General features: G+C 66.0%; 12 protein-coding genes. 6 read left to right on the top strand and 6 right to left on the bottom strand.

The window, feature by feature from the left end; translation table 11 throughout:
* Nucleotides 1-11: 11 nt before the first annotated feature.
* Nucleotides 12-266, top strand: coding sequence for a hypothetical protein (locus FR728_RS06445; protein ID WP_149891759.1), 255 nt, complete (start codon nucleotides 12-14; stop codon nucleotides 264-266).
* A gap of 653 nt (nucleotides 267-919) precedes the next feature.
* Here FR728_RS06445 and recG read toward each other — a convergent pair.
* Nucleotides 920-3,022 (bottom strand): ATP-dependent DNA helicase RecG, encoded by a 2,103-nt coding sequence (recG, locus tag FR728_RS06450; protein WP_149891760.1) that lies wholly within the window; start codon nucleotides 3,020-3,022, stop codon nucleotides 920-922.
* 253 nt (nucleotides 3,023-3,275) lie between these two features.
* Between recG and FR728_RS06455 the strand changes: the two genes are divergently transcribed.
* Together FR728_RS06455 and mfd are read left to right on the top strand one after the other, a co-directional pair.
* Nucleotides 3,276-3,593 (top strand): FAD assembly factor SdhE, encoded by a 318-nt coding sequence (locus FR728_RS06455; RefSeq protein WP_149891761.1) that lies wholly within the window; start codon nucleotides 3,276-3,278, stop codon nucleotides 3,591-3,593.
* A gap of 168 nt (nucleotides 3,594-3,761) precedes the next feature.
* Nucleotides 3,762-7,247 carry a transcription-repair coupling factor gene (gene mfd, locus FR728_RS06460; protein WP_149891762.1) on the top strand — a complete coding sequence of 1,162 codons (3,486 nt, stop codon included), beginning with the start codon at nucleotides 3,762-3,764 and terminating at the stop codon, nucleotides 7,245-7,247.
* Nucleotides 7,248-7,279: 32 nt separating this feature from the next.
* On the opposite strand, the gene FR728_RS06465 is transcribed toward mfd, so the two are convergent.
* Nucleotides 7,280-8,290: an SDR family NAD(P)-dependent oxidoreductase gene (locus FR728_RS06465; protein ID WP_149891763.1), complete on the bottom strand. Its 1,011-nt coding sequence runs from the start codon at nucleotides 8,288-8,290 to the stop codon at nucleotides 7,280-7,282.
* A 228-nt stretch (nucleotides 8,291-8,518) separates the two neighbouring features.
* Between FR728_RS06465 and FR728_RS06470 the strand changes: the two genes are divergently transcribed.
* Entirely contained in the window at nucleotides 8,519-9,961 is a 1,443-nt protein-coding gene (locus FR728_RS06470) for a mannose-1-phosphate guanylyltransferase/mannose-6-phosphate isomerase (RefSeq protein ID WP_149891764.1), read from the top strand.
* A 33-nt stretch (nucleotides 9,962-9,994) separates the two neighbouring features.
* On the opposite strand, the gene FR728_RS06475 is transcribed toward FR728_RS06470, so the two are convergent.
* Nucleotides 9,995-10,258, bottom strand: coding sequence for a spike base protein, RCAP_Rcc01079 family (locus FR728_RS06475; RefSeq protein ID WP_149891765.1), 264 nt, complete (start codon nucleotides 10,256-10,258; stop codon nucleotides 9,995-9,997).
* A 314-nt stretch (nucleotides 10,259-10,572) separates the two neighbouring features.
* Here FR728_RS06475 and FR728_RS06480 point away from each other — a divergent pair, with 314 nt between their 5' ends.
* Both FR728_RS06480 and FR728_RS06485 read left to right on the top strand, forming a co-directional pair.
* Nucleotides 10,573-11,142 (top strand): hypothetical protein, encoded by a 570-nt coding sequence (locus tag FR728_RS06480; protein WP_149891766.1) that lies wholly within the window; start codon nucleotides 10,573-10,575, stop codon nucleotides 11,140-11,142.
* Between the two features lie 123 nt (nucleotides 11,143-11,265).
* The gene (locus tag FR728_RS06485) at nucleotides 11,266-11,922 is read left to right on the top strand and encodes a hypothetical protein (RefSeq protein ID WP_149891767.1); all 657 of its coding nucleotides are present in this window, start codon (nucleotides 11,266-11,268) and stop codon (nucleotides 11,920-11,922) included.
* A 100-nt stretch (nucleotides 11,923-12,022) separates the two neighbouring features.
* Here the strand turns inward: FR728_RS06485 and FR728_RS06490 are convergent, their stop codons facing one another.
* From FR728_RS06490 to FR728_RS06500, 3 genes are read right to left on the bottom strand one after another with little or no spacing between them, the layout of a single operon-like run.
* Complete coding sequence (locus FR728_RS06490) at nucleotides 12,023-13,447, bottom strand: amidohydrolase (RefSeq protein WP_149891768.1); 1,425 nt, start codon at nucleotides 13,445-13,447, stop codon at nucleotides 12,023-12,025.
* A 49-nt stretch (nucleotides 13,448-13,496) separates the two neighbouring features.
* Complete coding sequence (gene argE / locus FR728_RS06495; protein WP_149891769.1) at nucleotides 13,497-14,681, bottom strand: acetylornithine deacetylase; 1,185 nt, start codon at nucleotides 14,679-14,681, stop codon at nucleotides 13,497-13,499.
* Nucleotides 14,682-14,733: 52 nt separating this feature from the next.
* Nucleotides 14,734-15,648 carry a LysR substrate-binding domain-containing protein gene (locus tag FR728_RS06500; RefSeq protein ID WP_149891770.1) on the bottom strand — a complete coding sequence of 305 codons (915 nt, stop codon included), beginning with the start codon at nucleotides 15,646-15,648 and terminating at the stop codon, nucleotides 14,734-14,736.
* Nucleotides 15,649-15,654: the final 6 nt, after the last annotated feature.

Here is a 15,654-nt window from a genome sequence, read left to right on the forward strand (position 1 = left end):
GCGTCGTCTCTGTGTCGGTTGTCATCCTCGACCTGATCGGGGATCCAGCCTTCGAGATGCATGGCAACATGGGGCAGGGCTGGCTCACCGACCCCGGATCTCCGCTGCGCTGCGTCCGGGGTGACGACGGAGGGCGAGGTGAAGGGTCGGTGCCGGTGGCATCCGGCGGTCATGCGCTCGAACAGCTTCTGGCCTCCGCCCGGCTACGCCCCTCGACACGTCCGATCCCCACCATCGTCATCCCGGCCTTGAGCCGGGATCGGTGAGCCACCGAGCTCGAGCAGGGCACGGCGGGCATGCTCCGTCCCCAGCCTGAGCCTCACCTCCGGGTCATCCTCGGCTCTGTGCCGAGGATCCAGCCTTCGAGCTGCATGACTGGAGGCTCGGGACAAGCCCGAGCATGACGGCGGAGAGGACGAGGGCTGAATGTCCGAGGCAGACGCCCGCTCCCGCACATGCTCTTCCGCGCGCGCCCTGCCGTCCTGGCTTTCGAAGCATCGCTCTTCTCTCCGTGCCGTCCCGGCCCTGAGCCGGGACCCAGTCTTCTCTCGAAGATCCATGTGCGCGTCGGTTTCGAGGTCCCGGATCTCCGCTTGCGCTGCGTCCGGGACGGCGGATAGGTCGGTGCGGAAGCGTTCTTTGGCTCTCCATCGTCATCCCGCCCTTGAGCCGGGATCGGTGAGCCACCGCGCCCGCGCAGGGCACGGCGGGCATTACCCGGCCCCAGCCTGAGCCTCACCTCCCGGTCATCCTCGGCCCTGTGCCGAGGATCCAGTCTCTTCGAGCGTCATGGCAACATGGGGCAGCGCTGGCTCACCGGCCCCGGATCTCCGCTGCGCCCTCGTCCGGGGGGGGGCGATGGAGGGGCGGGGGGAATGGGCTGCGTCTTGGGGCGGCGAAGGCTCTCCCGCTTCACGCCTTACCCCGCCCGCAGCAGGCGGATGGCTTCGTCGCGGGCGAAGAGATAGAGCAGGCATCTGAGCGCCTGGCCCCGGTCGGACTGGAGCTCCGGGTCCCGCTCGAGAATGAGACGGGCATCGTCCCGGGCGACCTCCATGAGATCTGCGTGGTCCTCCACATTGGCAATGCGGAAGCCGGGCGTGCCGGACTGGCGCGTGCCCAGGATCTCGCCGCCACCGCGCAGGCGCAGGTCTTCCTCCGCGATCAGGAACCCGTCGTTGGTCTGGCGCATGATGTTGAGCCGCGCGCCGGCCGTCTCGCCCAGCGGTCCCTTGTAGAGCAGCACGCAGGAGGAGGGCTTTTCGCCACGCCCGACCCGCCCGCGCAGCTGGTGCAGCTGGGCCAGGCCGAAGCGTTCCGCATGTTCGATGACGATGATGGTCGCATCCGGCACGTCCACGCCCACCTCGATCACGGTGGTGGCGACGAGCGCCCGGGTCCGGCCCTCCTTGAAGTCCTGCATGGCCGCGTCCTTCTCGTCGGCGCTCATGCGCCCATGGACGAGGGAGATGCGCTGGCGCAGGGCCTGTTCCAGCACCCGGTGCCGGTCTTCCACGGCCGCAAGATCGATCTTCTCGCTCTCCTCCACCAGCGGGCAGACCCAATAGACCTTCTGACCCTCGGCGATGGCGGCGCGGATGCGGGAGATGATCTCGTCCAGCCGGTCCAGCGACACGGAGACGGTGGTCACCGGCTTTCGGCCCGCGGGCTTGTCTGTGAGGCGCGACACGTCCATGTCGCCGAAGGACGACAGCAGCAGGGTGCGGGGAATGGGAGTGGCCGTCATCACCAGCACGTCCACGCCGCGCCCCTTGGCGGAGAGCGCGAGACGCTGGTGCACGCCGAAGCGATGCTGTTCGTCCACCACAACGAGTGCGAGATCCTTGAAGGTGACCGAGCCCTGGAAGAGCGCATGGGTGCCCACCAGAATATCGATCTCTCCCGCATCCAGCCTTTCCTGGGTGAGACGGCGCTCTCGGGTCGTGTCCTTGCCTGTCATCAGCGCCAGCCGCAGGCCGACCTTTTCGCAGATCGGTCCCATGGAGGCGAAGTGCTGGCGGGCGAGGATCTCCGTCGGGGCCATCAGCGCGGCCTGACCGCCGGCTTCCACCGCCTGGGCCATGGCCGCCAGGGCGACAACCGTCTTGCCCGCGCCCACGTCCCCCTGCAACAGGCGCAGCATGCGCACCGGCTCGGCCAGATCCCCGTTGATCTCGGCAATGGCGGTCTGCTGCGAGCCGGTGAGTGTATAGGGGAGGGCCGCGATCACGTCCCTCTGGAGCCTGCCGGAGGGCCTGCGGGCAATGCCGCCCAGCTTGCGCATGGACGCGCGCACAAGGGCCAGCGCCAGCTGCGAGGCAAGCAGCTCGTCATAGGCGACGCGGGCCAGCGCCGGAGAGGCGGGAGACAGGTCCTCCTGCTCCTGCGGATGGTGCAAGGTCGTGAGCGACGCGGTGAAGTCGGGCCACAGGTTCTGGGACTGGTGCGCCTCATCCAGCCACTCCGGCAGATGGGGAATGCGCTCCAGCGCCGTGCCGATGGCCTTCTGCAGGGTCTTGGGCGAGAGACCGGCAGTCAGCGGATAGACCGGCTCGAGTGCGGGCAGGGTTTCCGCCTCTTCCGGCGAGACGACGTAATCCGGATGCACCATCTGCGGCCGGTCGTTGAACCACTCCACCTTGCCGGAGACGATGCGCCGTTCCCCTTCCGGGAACATCTTCATCAGCCAGTCGCGGCGCGGATGGAAGAAGACGAAGGCAATCGACCCGGTGTCGTCGAAGGCCGTGATTCGATAGGGCGCCTTGGAGCCGCGCGGCGGGGCCTGATGCCGGTCGATGGTCACATCCAGGGTGACGATCTGGCCGCTTTCCGAATAGGCGATGCCCGGCCGGTGACGTCGGTCGATGAGCCCGCTCGGGATATGGAACAGAAGATCCGCCACGGTCGCCTCCCGGTCGGGAGAGCTTCCGAGGAACTCGGTCAGAAGCTGGGCGATCTTCGGCCCCACCCCTTGCAGGGTGGATACGGGCGCAAACAGCGGATCAAGCAGGGGAGGACGCATGGGCGGAACGGTCAGCGCGGCTGGACTGCGGGGCAGGGGCGCGATCACCCCCGTCGGAAACTCGTGTCTGGGGAAGTTTTCGCATGGCCCGGCAGATGTACGCAATATGTTCTCATCGCCCTGCGGCAAAAACCTGCGCATTGCGGCGCTGACTTTTCCGTTCCCGCTCGCTATATAGCCTCCAGTCCACGCGTCGCCGCCGCAGCAGGTTCGCCGCAACCGCGCGACCCCGGCCAGCCAATCGAGAGTTTCCATGACCCAAGACACCGACACCCTTGCCGCAGACCGCGATCCGCGCCTGAAGCGCATTCTCTTCCGCTGCTGGCACAGGGGGATGAAGGAGATGGACCTGCTCCTTGGCGGGTTCGTGGATGCCAAGATCGACGAGCTGACCGAGGAGGAACTGGTGGAGCTGGAGCATCTGCTGACCGCCCATGATCAGGATCTCTATTCCTGGATGAGCGGGCGCAAGCCCCTGCCGCAGGAGTGGGACGGCCCGCTCTATCGCCGCATCATCGCCTATCACGAGGACGAAATCGCCCGCCTGCGGGCCGGCCGTCCGGCCATCTGAGGAAACGTTCTCTTTTTGTTCTTGGTGTTCCGTGCCTAGGAACCCATCATCCCGGCAGGCTTTCTGTCAGGGGGCCAATGCTCCGGGAGTTGACGCTCCCGGACCCGTCCTGATCGAAGCCTGCCCGCGCAAGCCAACTGTCCGTTCCAGACCGTCAAGGAAAAGCCCGTGTTCGAAAGCCTGCTGACCGCCCAGGCCAACCTGACCCTCGCCAGCGTCCCCGACGGGGCAGAGGCCTATGCCATTGCCCGTCTGCTTGCCGAGAGCAAGGCCAAGGGACTGGCTATGGTCTTCATGGCCCGCGATGCGACCCGCATGCAGATGATCACCGAGGCGCTGTCCTTCTTCGCGCCAGAGGCCGATGTGCTGCAGCTGCCTGCCTGGGACTGTCTGCCCTATGACCGGGTGTCTCCGAATACCGCCATTTCCGCCCGCCGTCTCATGGCGCTGGGCGCGCTGGCCCGCGGATTGCCGGAAACCCGGCCGACGGTGCTCCTCACCACGGTCAATGCGGCGGTCCAGCGGGTGCCGGAACGGGCTTGGATGGCCGGGCAGACCTTCTCGCTCGCTCCGGGCAACCGGGTGGAAATGAGCGGCATCTCCGGCTGGCTGGAGCTCAATGGCTTTTCCCGGACGCCGACGGTGCGCGAGACGGGTGAATATGCAGTTCGCGGGGGGATCGTGGATCTCTATGCGCCGGGCTCCGAGGAACCGGTGCGCCTCGACTTCTTCGGCGACACGCTGGAATCGATCCGCTCCTTCGATCCCGAAACCCAGCGCACCCTGAAACAGCTCAAGCGGCTCGATCTGGCGCCCATGTCGGAGCTGACCCTGGGCGAAGAGGCGATTTCCCGCTTCCGCCGCGGCTATCTGGCAGCCTTCGGCGCTGCAACCCGCGACGACATTCTCTACCAGTCTATCTCCGAAGGCCGACGTTATGCCGGCATGGAACACTGGCTGCCGCTCTTCCATGAGCGGCTGGAGACCCTCTTCGACTATGTGGGCGACGCGCCTGTGGTCCTCGACACCCGCACCATGGATGCGGTGCACGAGCGCCTCGAACAGGTCAACGAGCATTTCACCGCCCGTCAGGAGGCCCGCGAGAGCGGCTCCGCCAAGGGGACCGTGCCCTACAATCCGCTTCAGCCCGACCGGCTCTATGTGACCGAGACCGAGTGGAAGGCCATGATCGCGGACCGCGCCAGCGCGACGCTGGATCCCTTCACGCCGCCACCGGGGTCGGGAAAGCAGGTGGTGTCGCTGGAAGGCCGGCAGGGCCGCTCCTTTGCCGCCGAACGCGCGGCCGGCGACGTGAACATCTTCGACGCGCTCGTCACCCACGTGAAGGACCTCAAGAAGGCCGGCCGCAAGCCGATCCTGGCCTGCTGGTCAGAAGGCTCCCGCGATCGCCTTGCCCAGATCCTCGACGATCACGGTCTGGGCTCTGCCGCCCCGGTCGCGACGCTCGCCGAAGCGGAAACCCTGCCGAAGGGAACGACCGCACTTGCCGTCATCGGTATCGAGCACGGCTTCGAGCTGAAAGACATCGCCTTCATCGGCGAACAGGACATTCTCGGCGATCGGCTGGTGCGCAAGTCGCGCAAGAAGGCCAAGGGCGCCAATGTCATCACCGAGGCGACCGGCCTGTCGGAAGGCGATCTGGTCGTTCACGTGGACCACGGCATCGGCCGCTTCGTCGGCCTGAAGACCGTGGAGGCGCTGGGCGCGCCCCATGACTGTCTCGAGCTGCAATATCAGGGCGGTGACCGGCTCTATCTGCCGGTCGAAAACATCGAGCTCCTGTCCCGCTACGGCTCGGAGGACACGGAAGCCCAGCTCGACAAGCTCGGCGGCGGCGCCTGGCAGGCCCGCAAGGCCAAGCTGAAGAAGCGGATCCTCGAGATCGCTGACGGACTGATCAAGACCGCCGCCCAGCGCGCCCTGAAGACCGCCCCCGTGGTGGAAACCCCGGAAGGGGTCTACGAGGAGTTCGCCTCCCGCTTCCCCTATGACGAGACCGACGATCAGCTCAATGCCATCGACCAGGTCTTCGGCGATCTCTCCTCCGGCCGCCCCATGGACCGGCTCGTCTGCGGCGACGTCGGTTTCGGCAAGACGGAAGTGGCGCTGCGTGCGGCCTTCGTGGCCGCCATGTCCGGCCGCCAGGTGGCCGTTGTCGTGCCCACGACGCTTCTCTCGCGCCAGCATTTCCGCACCTTCTCCGAGCGCTTCCACGGCCTGCCGATCAATGTCGCCCATGCCTCGCGTCTGGTGCCGACCAGGCAGTTGACCCAGACCAAGAAGGGCATTGCCGACGGCACGGTGGACATCGTGGTCGGCACCCATGCGCTGCTTGGAAAGGGCGTCGAGTTCAAGGATCTCGGGCTCCTGATCATCGACGAGGAGCAGCATTTCGGGGTGAAGCACAAGGAACGGCTGAAGGAACTGAAGTCGGACGTTCACGTCCTGACGCTTTCCGCGACGCCGATCCCGCGTACGCTGCAATTGGCCTTGACCGGCGTGCGCGAGCTCTCGCTCATCGCCACCCCGCCGGTGGATCGCCTTGCCGTGCGCACCTTCGTCTCGCCCTTTGATCCAATCGTCGTGCGCGAGGCGCTTTTGCGCGAACATTACCGCGGCGGCCAGAGCTTTTATGTCTGTCCGCGCCTGGCCGATCTCGCCGACATCCGCCAGTTCCTGGAAGACAGCGTGCCGGAACTGAAGGTCGCGATCGCTCACGGCCAGATGCCGCCGAGCGAGCTGGAGGACGTGATGAATGCCTTCTATGAGGGCAAGTTTAACGTGCTTCTGTCGACCACCATCGTGGAAAGCGGGCTCGACATTCCGACCGCCAACACCCTGATCGTGCACCGGGCCGACATGTTCGGCCTGGCCCAGCTCTATCAGCTGCGCGGCCGCGTCGGCCGTTCCAAGACCCGCGCCTATGCGCTCTTCACGGTGCCTGCCACCAAGACCCTGACCGCACCGGCGGAACGCCGCCTCAAGGTGCTGCAGTCGCTTGAGACCCTGGGGGCGGGCTTCCAGCTGGCAAGCCACGATCTGGACATTCGCGGCGCGGGCAACCTGCTCGGCGAGGAACAGTCAGGTCATGTGAAGGAAGTGGGCTTCGAACTTTACCAGCAGATGCTGGAAGAGGCGGTGGCCAGCCTGAAGGATGGCGGCGCGGACATGGGCGAGGAGCAGTGGTCGCCCCAGATCAACATCGGCACGCCGGTCCTGATCCCGGAAACTTACGTGCCCGACCTGCAGCTGCGCCTGTCGCTCTATCGCCGTCTGGGGGATCTCACCGAGGCCGACGAGATCGACGCCTTCGGGGCCGAGCTGATCGATCGCTTCGGCTCCATGCCGGAAGAAGTGCAGCACCTGCTGAAGATCGTCTTCATCAAGGGCCTTTGCCGCAAGGCCAATGTGGAGAAGGTGGATGCGGGCCCGAAGGGCGTGGTCCTGACCTTCCGCAACAGCCAGTTCCCCAACCCGGCGGGCCTTGTCGGCTATATCGCCGAACAGGGCGTGCTCGCCAAGATCCGCCCCGACCAGAAGGTCGTGCTCACCCGCGACTGGGAAAAGACCGATACCCGCCTCAAGGGCGCGGCCACCATCCTCTCCAAGCTCGCCCGCCTCGCAGCGGGCTGAGCCTGGCGGGTTGGCGGCGCAGCAAGGGCATTTCAGATCCGGTAATAGTCCCGGTACCACGCGACGAAGCGGCTGACGCCTTCGGCGACGGGGGTGCTCGGGCAATAGCCGGTGAGGGATTGCAGCAGCGAGGAATCCGCCCAGGTGGCGGGCACGTCGCCGGCCTGCATGGGCATGAGGTTGCGGATCGCGGTCCGGCCGGTCGCCTCCTCGATGGCGCCGATATAGTCGGTGAGCTGGACGCTCTGCGAATTGCCGATGTTCACGATCCTCCAGGGCGCCACCGGCGACAGGCTGTCGCCCACCGGCACAACACCGTCCTCGGGCCGCACGGGAACCGCGTCGATCAGCCGCCGGATGCCTTCGACCAGATCTTCCACATAGGTGAAGTCCCGCTTCATGTCGCCGAAGTTGTAGACGTCGATGGGCTGGCCCTCGAGGATCGACTTGGTGAACTTGAAGAGCGCCATGTCCGGCCGGCCCCAGGGGCCATAGACGGTGAAAAAGCGGAACATGGTCACCGGCAGCCCGAAGAGATGGGCATAGGAATGGGCGATGTTCTCTGTCGCCTTTTTCGTCGCCGCATAGAAGGACATCTGGTGATCGGCCTTGTCGGTCTCCCGATAGGGCATCTCGGTGTTGGCGCCATAGGCCGAGGACGTGGAGGCCAGAAGCATGTGCTCGGGCGGGAAGGCGCGCGCGGCCTCCAGCAGCTCGAAGGTACCGGTGATGTTCGCATCCAGATAGGAGCGCGGGTTCTCGATGGAATAGCGCACACCCGCCTGGGCGGCGAGGTGGATCACCACGTCCGGCCGCTCGCGCTCGAAGAGATCCCGCAGCAGCCCCGGCGTCTCCACCCGTTCCGTTACGGCGGTGAACTCCGCATTCTGCAGCAGCATCTGCTGGCGCCGTTCCTTCAGGGTCACGTCGTAATAGTCGGTCATGGCGTCCAGCCCGATGACCCGGAACCCGTCGGCCAGAAGCCGCTTGCACAGGAAGAAGCCGATGAAGCCGGCAGAGCCGGTAACGAGCGCGGTTTTCATGGGCAGAGACGGTCCCGATCCAGAAGGTGACAGAGCGGGTCTTCGATAGCATGGGGCAGGGGCTGGTGAAAGCATGGAGCCCGACCGCAGCACCCGGCCGTCAACGCTCCCCAGAAAACTCGGCCTGACAGAAGCGGGCCGGATGCCGCGCCCCTTGCCGCAAGGGCTGTGTGTGCTGGTATAAGGGGGATATTCGTCTTGGGGTTTTCCGGGGTCAGGGAGAAATTGATGCTTTATCCGGTTATCCTGTGCGGCGGGTCCGGCACGCGCCTGTGGCCCTTGTCGCGCAAGTCCTATCCGAAGCAGTTCGTTCCCCTGGTCGGCGAGGAAACCCTGTTCCAGGCCTCCGCCAGCCGCCTGTCGTCCAGCGACACATTGAGCTTCGCTCCGCCGGTGGTGATCACCGGGTCCGACTTCCGCTTCATCGTCACCGAGCAGCTGGCTGCCGCCGGGATCGATCCCGGCGCCGTCCTGATCGAGCCGGAGGGCCGAAACACGGCCCCCGCCGTGCTTGCGGCCGCCCTCTATCTGCATGCGAAGGACCCTGAGGCCGTGCTGCTGGTCGCCCCCTCTGATCACGTGGTGCCGGACAAGGCGGCCTTCCATGCGGCGGTCGGAAAGGGACTGGGGGACGTGGCACGCGGCAAGCTCGTGACCTTCGGCATCCGGCCGACCCATCCCGAAACCGCCTATGGCTATCTGGAACTGTCCGGTAAGCCATCGGAGGCGGGCGACCCGGTCGATCTGAAGCAGTTCGTTGAAAAGCCGGATCTGGAGCGGGCGAGCGCGATGGTTGCGGCCGGCACGTTCCTCTGGAATGCCGGCATCTTCCTCTTCGCTGCGAAGGATATCATTGCCGCCTTCGAGCGCCATGCGCCGGAGCTGATGGCGCCCGTGCGCGGTGCGGTCGAAGACGCGGCCGCGGATCTTGGCTTCCTGCGCCTTGCCCCCGAGCCCTGGTCCGGTGCCGCCGAAATCTCGGTCGACTATGCGGTGATGGAACGGGCAGACAACCTGGCGGTGGTTCCCTTCGCGGCCGGCTGGTCGGATCTGGGGGGCTGGGATGCGGTCTGGCGCGAGACGGACAAGGGCGAGGATGGCGTCGTGACCTCGGGCGAGGCCCATGCCATCGATTGTCACGACGTGCTTCTGCGCTCCGACAGCGACAGCCTGCAACTGGTGGGAATCGGGCTCAAAAACATCATGGCCGTCGCCATGAATGACGCGGTCCTCGTGGCCGACATGGGCCGGGCCCAGGATGTGAAGAAGGCAGTCGATCTGCTGAAGGCCAGGGGGGCGGCGCAAGCGACTGCCTTCCCGAAGGATCATCGCCCCTGGGGCTGGTTCGAAAGCCTGGTCGTCGGCTCCCGCTTTCAGGTCAAGCGCATCCACGTGCATCCGGGCGCGGCCCTGAGCCTGCAGAGCCACTTCCACCGCTCGGAACACTGGATCGTCGTTGAAGGCACGGCCCGCATCACCATTGACGACGAGGTCCGGCTGGTCACGGAGAATGAGTCCGTCTACATCCCGCTCGGCGCCGTTCACCGGATGGAAAACCCGGGCAAGGTGCCGATGGTCCTGATCGAGGTGCAGACCGGGTCCTACGTGGGCGAGGACGATATCGTGCGTTACGAGGATCTCTATTCCCGCGGCCAGGGCGCCAAGGGGTGAGTGCCAAGGGGAGAGCACCGAGCGCTGAGCAGGTCACGAAAGGCCGACCACGTCCCCAGCCGTGGAGCCGGTCGCATGAACCCGAGTGACCCGGAGGGGCAGAAGGCTGCCCGCGGCCACATTCGTCAGCGTCACCACGGCCTCGGAGGCGAGGGTCACCCGCAGGGCACCTGCCGTTCCCACATAGAGGGCTCGGGTCACCTCGGGCAGATCGGTCGCATCCGCGGGCGTCACGGCAAAGCCATGATAGGCCGGGCTTGACAGGCTGGCGCCTGAACTCTCGTATCGGTCGGGCATGGTCACGTGTCCTTTGCGTGGTGGATTGGCCGATGAGGCACGAAGGGGCGGATAGTATGGGCCCGTCGGGAGCGGCGCGGATAAGTTTCGCAGGGGGCACGGAAAAGCCGCGCAATCTCTGGCGTCTCGGACTTGCCGGTGCGGGATTGATGCTCGCGGGCCTTGTTTCCCCGGGCCTCGCTGAGGATGCGCTCCCTCCGCCGCTGCGGGATCAGGTGTCCCCCGATCGGGACATTCCAAGCACCGAGACAACCCGGACTACGGTCTCTCCCTCCACCTCCGGACCCTTGCTCTGGACCCGGGAGCCCATGCGCGTGAGCCCCGCTCACTCCCTGCCTCGGGTCGCGCCGCGACCGCCACGCGACCCTTTCACTGAGATCCTGTCCCTGCCGCGTACGCTTGTGGTCATCGACAGCACGCGGTTTCGGGTGAAGGACCGGTATTACCGGGTGCCGGGCCTCGTGCCGGTGGCGCCGCGCCGGATCTGCACGGACCGGGACGGTGCCCGCTGGGCCTGCGGTCTCGCGTCGCGCGTAGCCTTGCGCACTCTGGTCGCCGGCCGGCATCTCGCCTGTCTGCCGGGGCCTGAAGATCCCGGCGATGAAGAGACCGCGGTGGCAGGCGGAGCGGCATCGGCCGAGGTCCTTTTGTTGTGCAGGGTCGATGCGACCCGGCATCTGGCGGAGGAGCTGCTGCGCCTGGGTGCGGCGCGTCTGGCCGAAGGATCTGACGGGACCCTCTACGGCGCACCTGACGACGATGCAGCGGCACAGAACGTCAAGAATGCACCGGATCCCGTCCGTCTGCGCCAGATCGAGGCGGAGGCACAGGCCGCAGGAGCGGGGCTCTGGCGAGCGGTCGAGGAGGACGGTGGTCGGCCGTAAGTGTCGATGAGTGCCGATGAGTATCACGCACTTATCCCCACTTGGGCATATGGCCCTATCCTGACAGGTCCCCGGATCCTGAGAAAATCTCGGGGTCTCCCGTTTCCTGTCGAAAGGTGTGCCATGATCGATCTCGCCCTGTCGCTGACCAGTCCGCGGCGCGTGCCTGCCGCCTCCTTGTCTCCGATTGATCCGACACCAGGCGAGCCGCCGACCTTCCGGATCGGCACGGGCTATTTCGTCGATACAACCAATGTGCCTGCCGGCACGACCCGCTTCGAGTGTGAGGCGCGTCTGGCGCCCGGGGTCACGGTCGCAACCAGCAATCAGCAGATCTTCGGCCAGAGTTCGGCCGGGGGGCTCAGGGCCGTCTCCGGCGGGACATTTGCGGTTCTGGCCATCGAGGATGTGTCGACGGTGCAGGTCTTCTCCGGGGCCGGCCGCCACACCCTTGTGCCGGGTGAGCGCACGACCCTGGCGCTGAGTGTCGACTTCGCCGCCGGCACCGTGACCCTGACCCGCGACGGGACGCTGGTGGAAAGCGGGACGATGAGCGTCTCCGGGTCCACCGCCCAGACTGGCCGGCGCCTGTTCTTTTTCACCTATGTGGGAAACAGTCCGGCGATGCCGGGCGACTGGGATGTGGAATATGTGAAGCTCTGGCTGACCACGGCAGGCACCCGCAGCCTGCGCAAGGAGATCAGCCTTGCGACCCATGGCACCCTTGCGGCGATCAATGCCGACCCCTGGACGAAGGGGGCCTTCACGGCCTCGACCTGAAGTGATGGTTCACTTTCAAATAGGTATATAAATGATTGAAATTAAATAATTCAGCTTGAGAAAAATCCGCCGGGCGCAGGCCGCCCGGCGGTGGTGACGGTTACTTGACGGGGCGCGGCTTCAGCGGCGGCTGCACCTCGGCCGGGATTGGGCAGACATAGGGTTCCTTCTCGAGAAGGCGGGCATGATAGGCCTTGGCCTCTTCCAGCAGGCCGTCTTCGGTGAGAACCTTGACGGCGGTCTGGGCCATGGCCTTGGCCGCATGGACCATGCCCTTGTGGGCAATGCCCGACTTGCCCTGGGCGGTCGCCTGCCAGGTGTGGAGGGCGGTGCCCACCGCATGGGTCGTGACGCGGGCCTGGATGGTGGGCACCTGCCAGGACACGTCGGCCACATCCGTGCTGCCCAGCGCTGGCGTGTAGCCCGGCGCATAGTCGGTCACGTAGTCGCACAATTCCTCGCCCTTCACCGGTTCGCGGCCGAGCGCGATATAGGAGCTGGCGATATCCTCCTCCGAAAGCGTTGCCTGGATCTGGCGGGCAAAGGCCCGGTCGTCCGCATCGAAGGGAACGCCGCCGAGCGCATCGAGCGCCGACTTCATGGCGACGGCCAGAGGCTCGTTGTTCAGCATGTTCGAAACGGCGGTGATCACCTTGGCCTCGACCCGGGTCTCGGTCATCAGGGCCGCGCCCTCGGCGCATCTCTTCACTCGCTCGATGAGGGCGCGCATGCCCGACAGGGAGCGCGAGCGCACCACATAGCGCACGGTGGTCGTGCTCTGCACCACGTTCGGGGCGGACCCGCCCGCATCCAGATAGGCGTAATGCACCCGGTCGCTGTCCGGCATGTGCTCGCGCAGATAGTTTACGCCGACGCACATGATCTGGGCGGCGTCCAGGGCGCTGCGACCCAGGTGCGGCGAGGCGGCGGCATGGCTCGGGCGGCCGGTGAAGGTGAAATCGATGCGCGTGTTGGCGAGGCTCAGCATGTCGTCCACATGGGTCATGCAGCCCGGGTGCCAGGTGATGGCCACATCCACGTCGTCGAAGACACCGGCGCGCGCCATGAAGCTCTTGGCGCCGCCGCCTTCTTCGGCCGGGCATCCGGCATACATCACCCGGCCCGGCGTGCCGGTTTCCTCCAGCCAGTCCTTCAGCGCGCAGGCCGCCAGAAGGGCGGCCGACCCCAGCAGGTTGTGGCCGCAGCCATGACCGTTGCCGCCCTTCACCACTTCGCGCGGTTCGGCGAGACCCGCTTCCTGCGACAGACCGGGCAGGGCGTCATATTCCCCCAGGAATGCGATCAGCGGCCCGCCGGAGCCTGCGATGCCGGTCACGGCGGTCGGAATGCCGGCAACCTCTTCGCTCACGGCGAAGCCCTTCTGCTTCAGCATCGCGGTGTGCTCTGCCACCGACTCGAATTCCCCGTAAAGCAGTTCCGGCGTGCCCCAGACCCTGTCGGCCATGCCGATCAGGTCGTCCTTGTGGGTCTCCACATGATCCCAGATCTGTTCCGTATTCTTCATTGTCTTCCCTGTTGGTTGGCGTCTCTGGCGACGCCGGTGCAAAGCCGGATCACGCGCAGCAATGGGTGATGAGACGGCGAATGAACTGGTCGCAGGCCTCCAGCTCGGACCGGGCGATGAACTCGTCCGCCCGGTGCGCCTGCTCGATGGAGCCGGGGCCGCAGACGATGGTCGGCACATGGGCCACGGTCTGGAACAGGCCGGCCTCCGTGCCATAGGCGACCTTGGAATGGCCGTTGCGCTGGCTGAGCCGCTTGGTCAGGAGGGTGATGTCCGCTTCCGGCTCCGTCGACAGGCCCGGGAACTGGGAGATCCAGTCGAAATCGATGCCGCATGCCGGATCGATCGCCCTCATTTCCGGTTCCAGAACCGTGCGGGCATAGGCCTCCACTTCGGCGACCAGGGCATCCGCATCCTCTTCCGGCAGAACGCGGAACTCGTAGTCGAAGACGCAGCGGTCCGGCACGATGTTGAGCTGGCTGCCCCCCTGGATCACGCCCGTATGGCTGGTGGTGAAGGGTATGTCGTAGAGCTCGTCGCGCAGGCCCTCTCGCTCCAGACGGCCCCGGATCTCGCGGATCTTGACCACCAGCATGGCCGCATAGTCGACAGCGTTGACGAACTGGGGCGCCAGGGACGAGTGGCCGGTCTTGCCGCGGACGGTCACCCGCAGGCTGCGCTTGGTCTTGTGGCCGATGACCACATCCATCAGCGTCGGTTCGCCGACGATGCAGCCGGCAGGCGTGACGGGCCATCCGGCCATGTCTTCCACCAGGCTGCGCACGCCGATGCAACCGACCTCCTCGTCATAGGAAAAGGCGAGATGGATGGGGCGCTTGAGGTCGGCGGCCAGCATGTCGGGCACCGCAGACAACATGCAGGCGAGGAACCCCTTCATGTCGCAGGCGCCACGGCCATAGAGAAGCCCGTCGCGCTCCGTCAGGGTGAAGGGATCGCTCGACCAGTCCTGACCTTCCACCGGCACCACATCCGTGTGGCCGGAGAGGATGTATCCGGCTTGCGTGTCGGGGCCGATGGTGGCGAGGAGATTGGCCTTCTCGCCGGTCTCGTCCATGTAGCGCCGGGTGGCGACGCCGAAATGCGCGAAATAGGCCTCGAGGAAGCCGATGAGCTCCAGATTGCTGTTGGAGCTGACGGTGTTGAAGCTCACGAGCCGGGCGAGGAGGTCGACGGAGCTTGCAGGGAAGTCGGGGGAAGTGGCGGTCAGGGTCATGACGAGGTCCGGATATGACGGCGAGGGGGAGGAAAGGGAGAGAGGGAATGGATCAGGGGATCGGCTCCGACCACTGGTCAGCTTTCACCCCGCTGCGCACATAGCGCATGAAGGAGCGGGTGCCCGCGCTCATGGCCGCGCCGATGGGGGTGAGGAAGGAGGTGCGATATTCCATCTCCTGATTGATCGGCCGGAAGAGAATGCCCTCCGGCGCGGACAGGGCGATGGGGAAGGGATTGATGAAGGCGGCGCCGAGATTGGCCTTCACCAGCTCCAGAATGGAAACGATGGTGGCGGCTTCCGCAGCAATCTTCGGGGACACGCCGGCGCGGGCGAACATGCGGTCGATGTTGCCGCGCAGGGAATGACGCTTGATCGGCGTGATGATCGGCAGATCGTGGAAATGCTCCGGCGTGATCACCTCCACGTCCCGCAAGGGGCTGTCCTCGGCAATGGCGCAGACCATGTGCGAGCGGCGGAACGGGGTGATGCGCACGCCCGCATGCCGCGACAGCAGGTCTGAGACACCGATGTCGAGCCGCTCTTCCGCGATGCGCAGCAGCAGCGTGTCGCTGTCGCAGATCTCGAAGAGGATGCGGTATTGCGGCTGTGCCCGCATGAAGGCGATGACGCGGGAATGAAGAAACCGGTGCGCCATGGTCGGCGGGGCGCCGATGCGCAGCACCAGCTGTTCCGGCGCGCCGCGGTCCTTGCCCTCGATTCCATCCAGCGCCTGAAACAGGGTGTCGAGATTATCGTTGAGGCGAACCGCTTCCGCCGTCGGGGTCAGGCGGCCACCGTTGCGCACGAAGAGCGTCGTCTGCAGCCGGGCTTCCAGGCTTGCGAGCGCCCGGCTGACCGCAGACTGGGAGATCCCGAGCTGACGCGCTGCCGAGATGGTTGTCCCGGACAGGATCATGGCCCGCAGGACCTCATATTCTCGAATGGAATGCCATGCTTTTCTCACGATGCG

It is taken from the genome of Roseibium aestuarii, assembly GCF_008477545.1.
Taxonomy (GTDB): Bacteria; Pseudomonadota; Alphaproteobacteria; order Rhizobiales; family Stappiaceae; genus Roseibium; species Roseibium aestuarii.

Coding starts and splice junctions, on each gene's coding strand:
- FR728_RS06465 (WP_149891763.1), bottom strand. CDS start 8,290: ATGAAAACCGCGCTCGTTACCGGCTCTGCCGGCTTCATCGGCTTCTTC.
- FR728_RS06475 (WP_149891765.1), bottom strand. CDS start 10,258: ATGCCCGACCGATACGAGAGTTCAGGCGCCAGCCTGTCAAGCCCGGCC.
- argE (WP_149891769.1), bottom strand. CDS start 14,681: ATGACCCTGACCGCCACTTCCCCCGACTTCCCTGCAAGCTCCGTCGAC.
- FR728_RS06490 (WP_149891768.1), bottom strand. CDS start 13,447: ATGAAGAATACGGAACAGATCTGGGATCATGTGGAGACCCACAAGGAC.
- recG (WP_149891760.1), bottom strand. CDS start 3,022: ATGCGTCCTCCCCTGCTTGATCCGCTGTTTGCGCCCGTATCCACCCTG.
- FR728_RS06470 (WP_149891764.1), top strand. CDS start 8,519: ATGCTTTATCCGGTTATCCTGTGCGGCGGGTCCGGCACGCGCCTGTGG.
- FR728_RS06455 (WP_149891761.1), top strand. CDS start 3,276: ATGACCCAAGACACCGACACCCTTGCCGCAGACCGCGATCCGCGCCTG.
- FR728_RS06485 (WP_149891767.1), top strand. CDS start 11,266: ATGATCGATCTCGCCCTGTCGCTGACCAGTCCGCGGCGCGTGCCTGCC.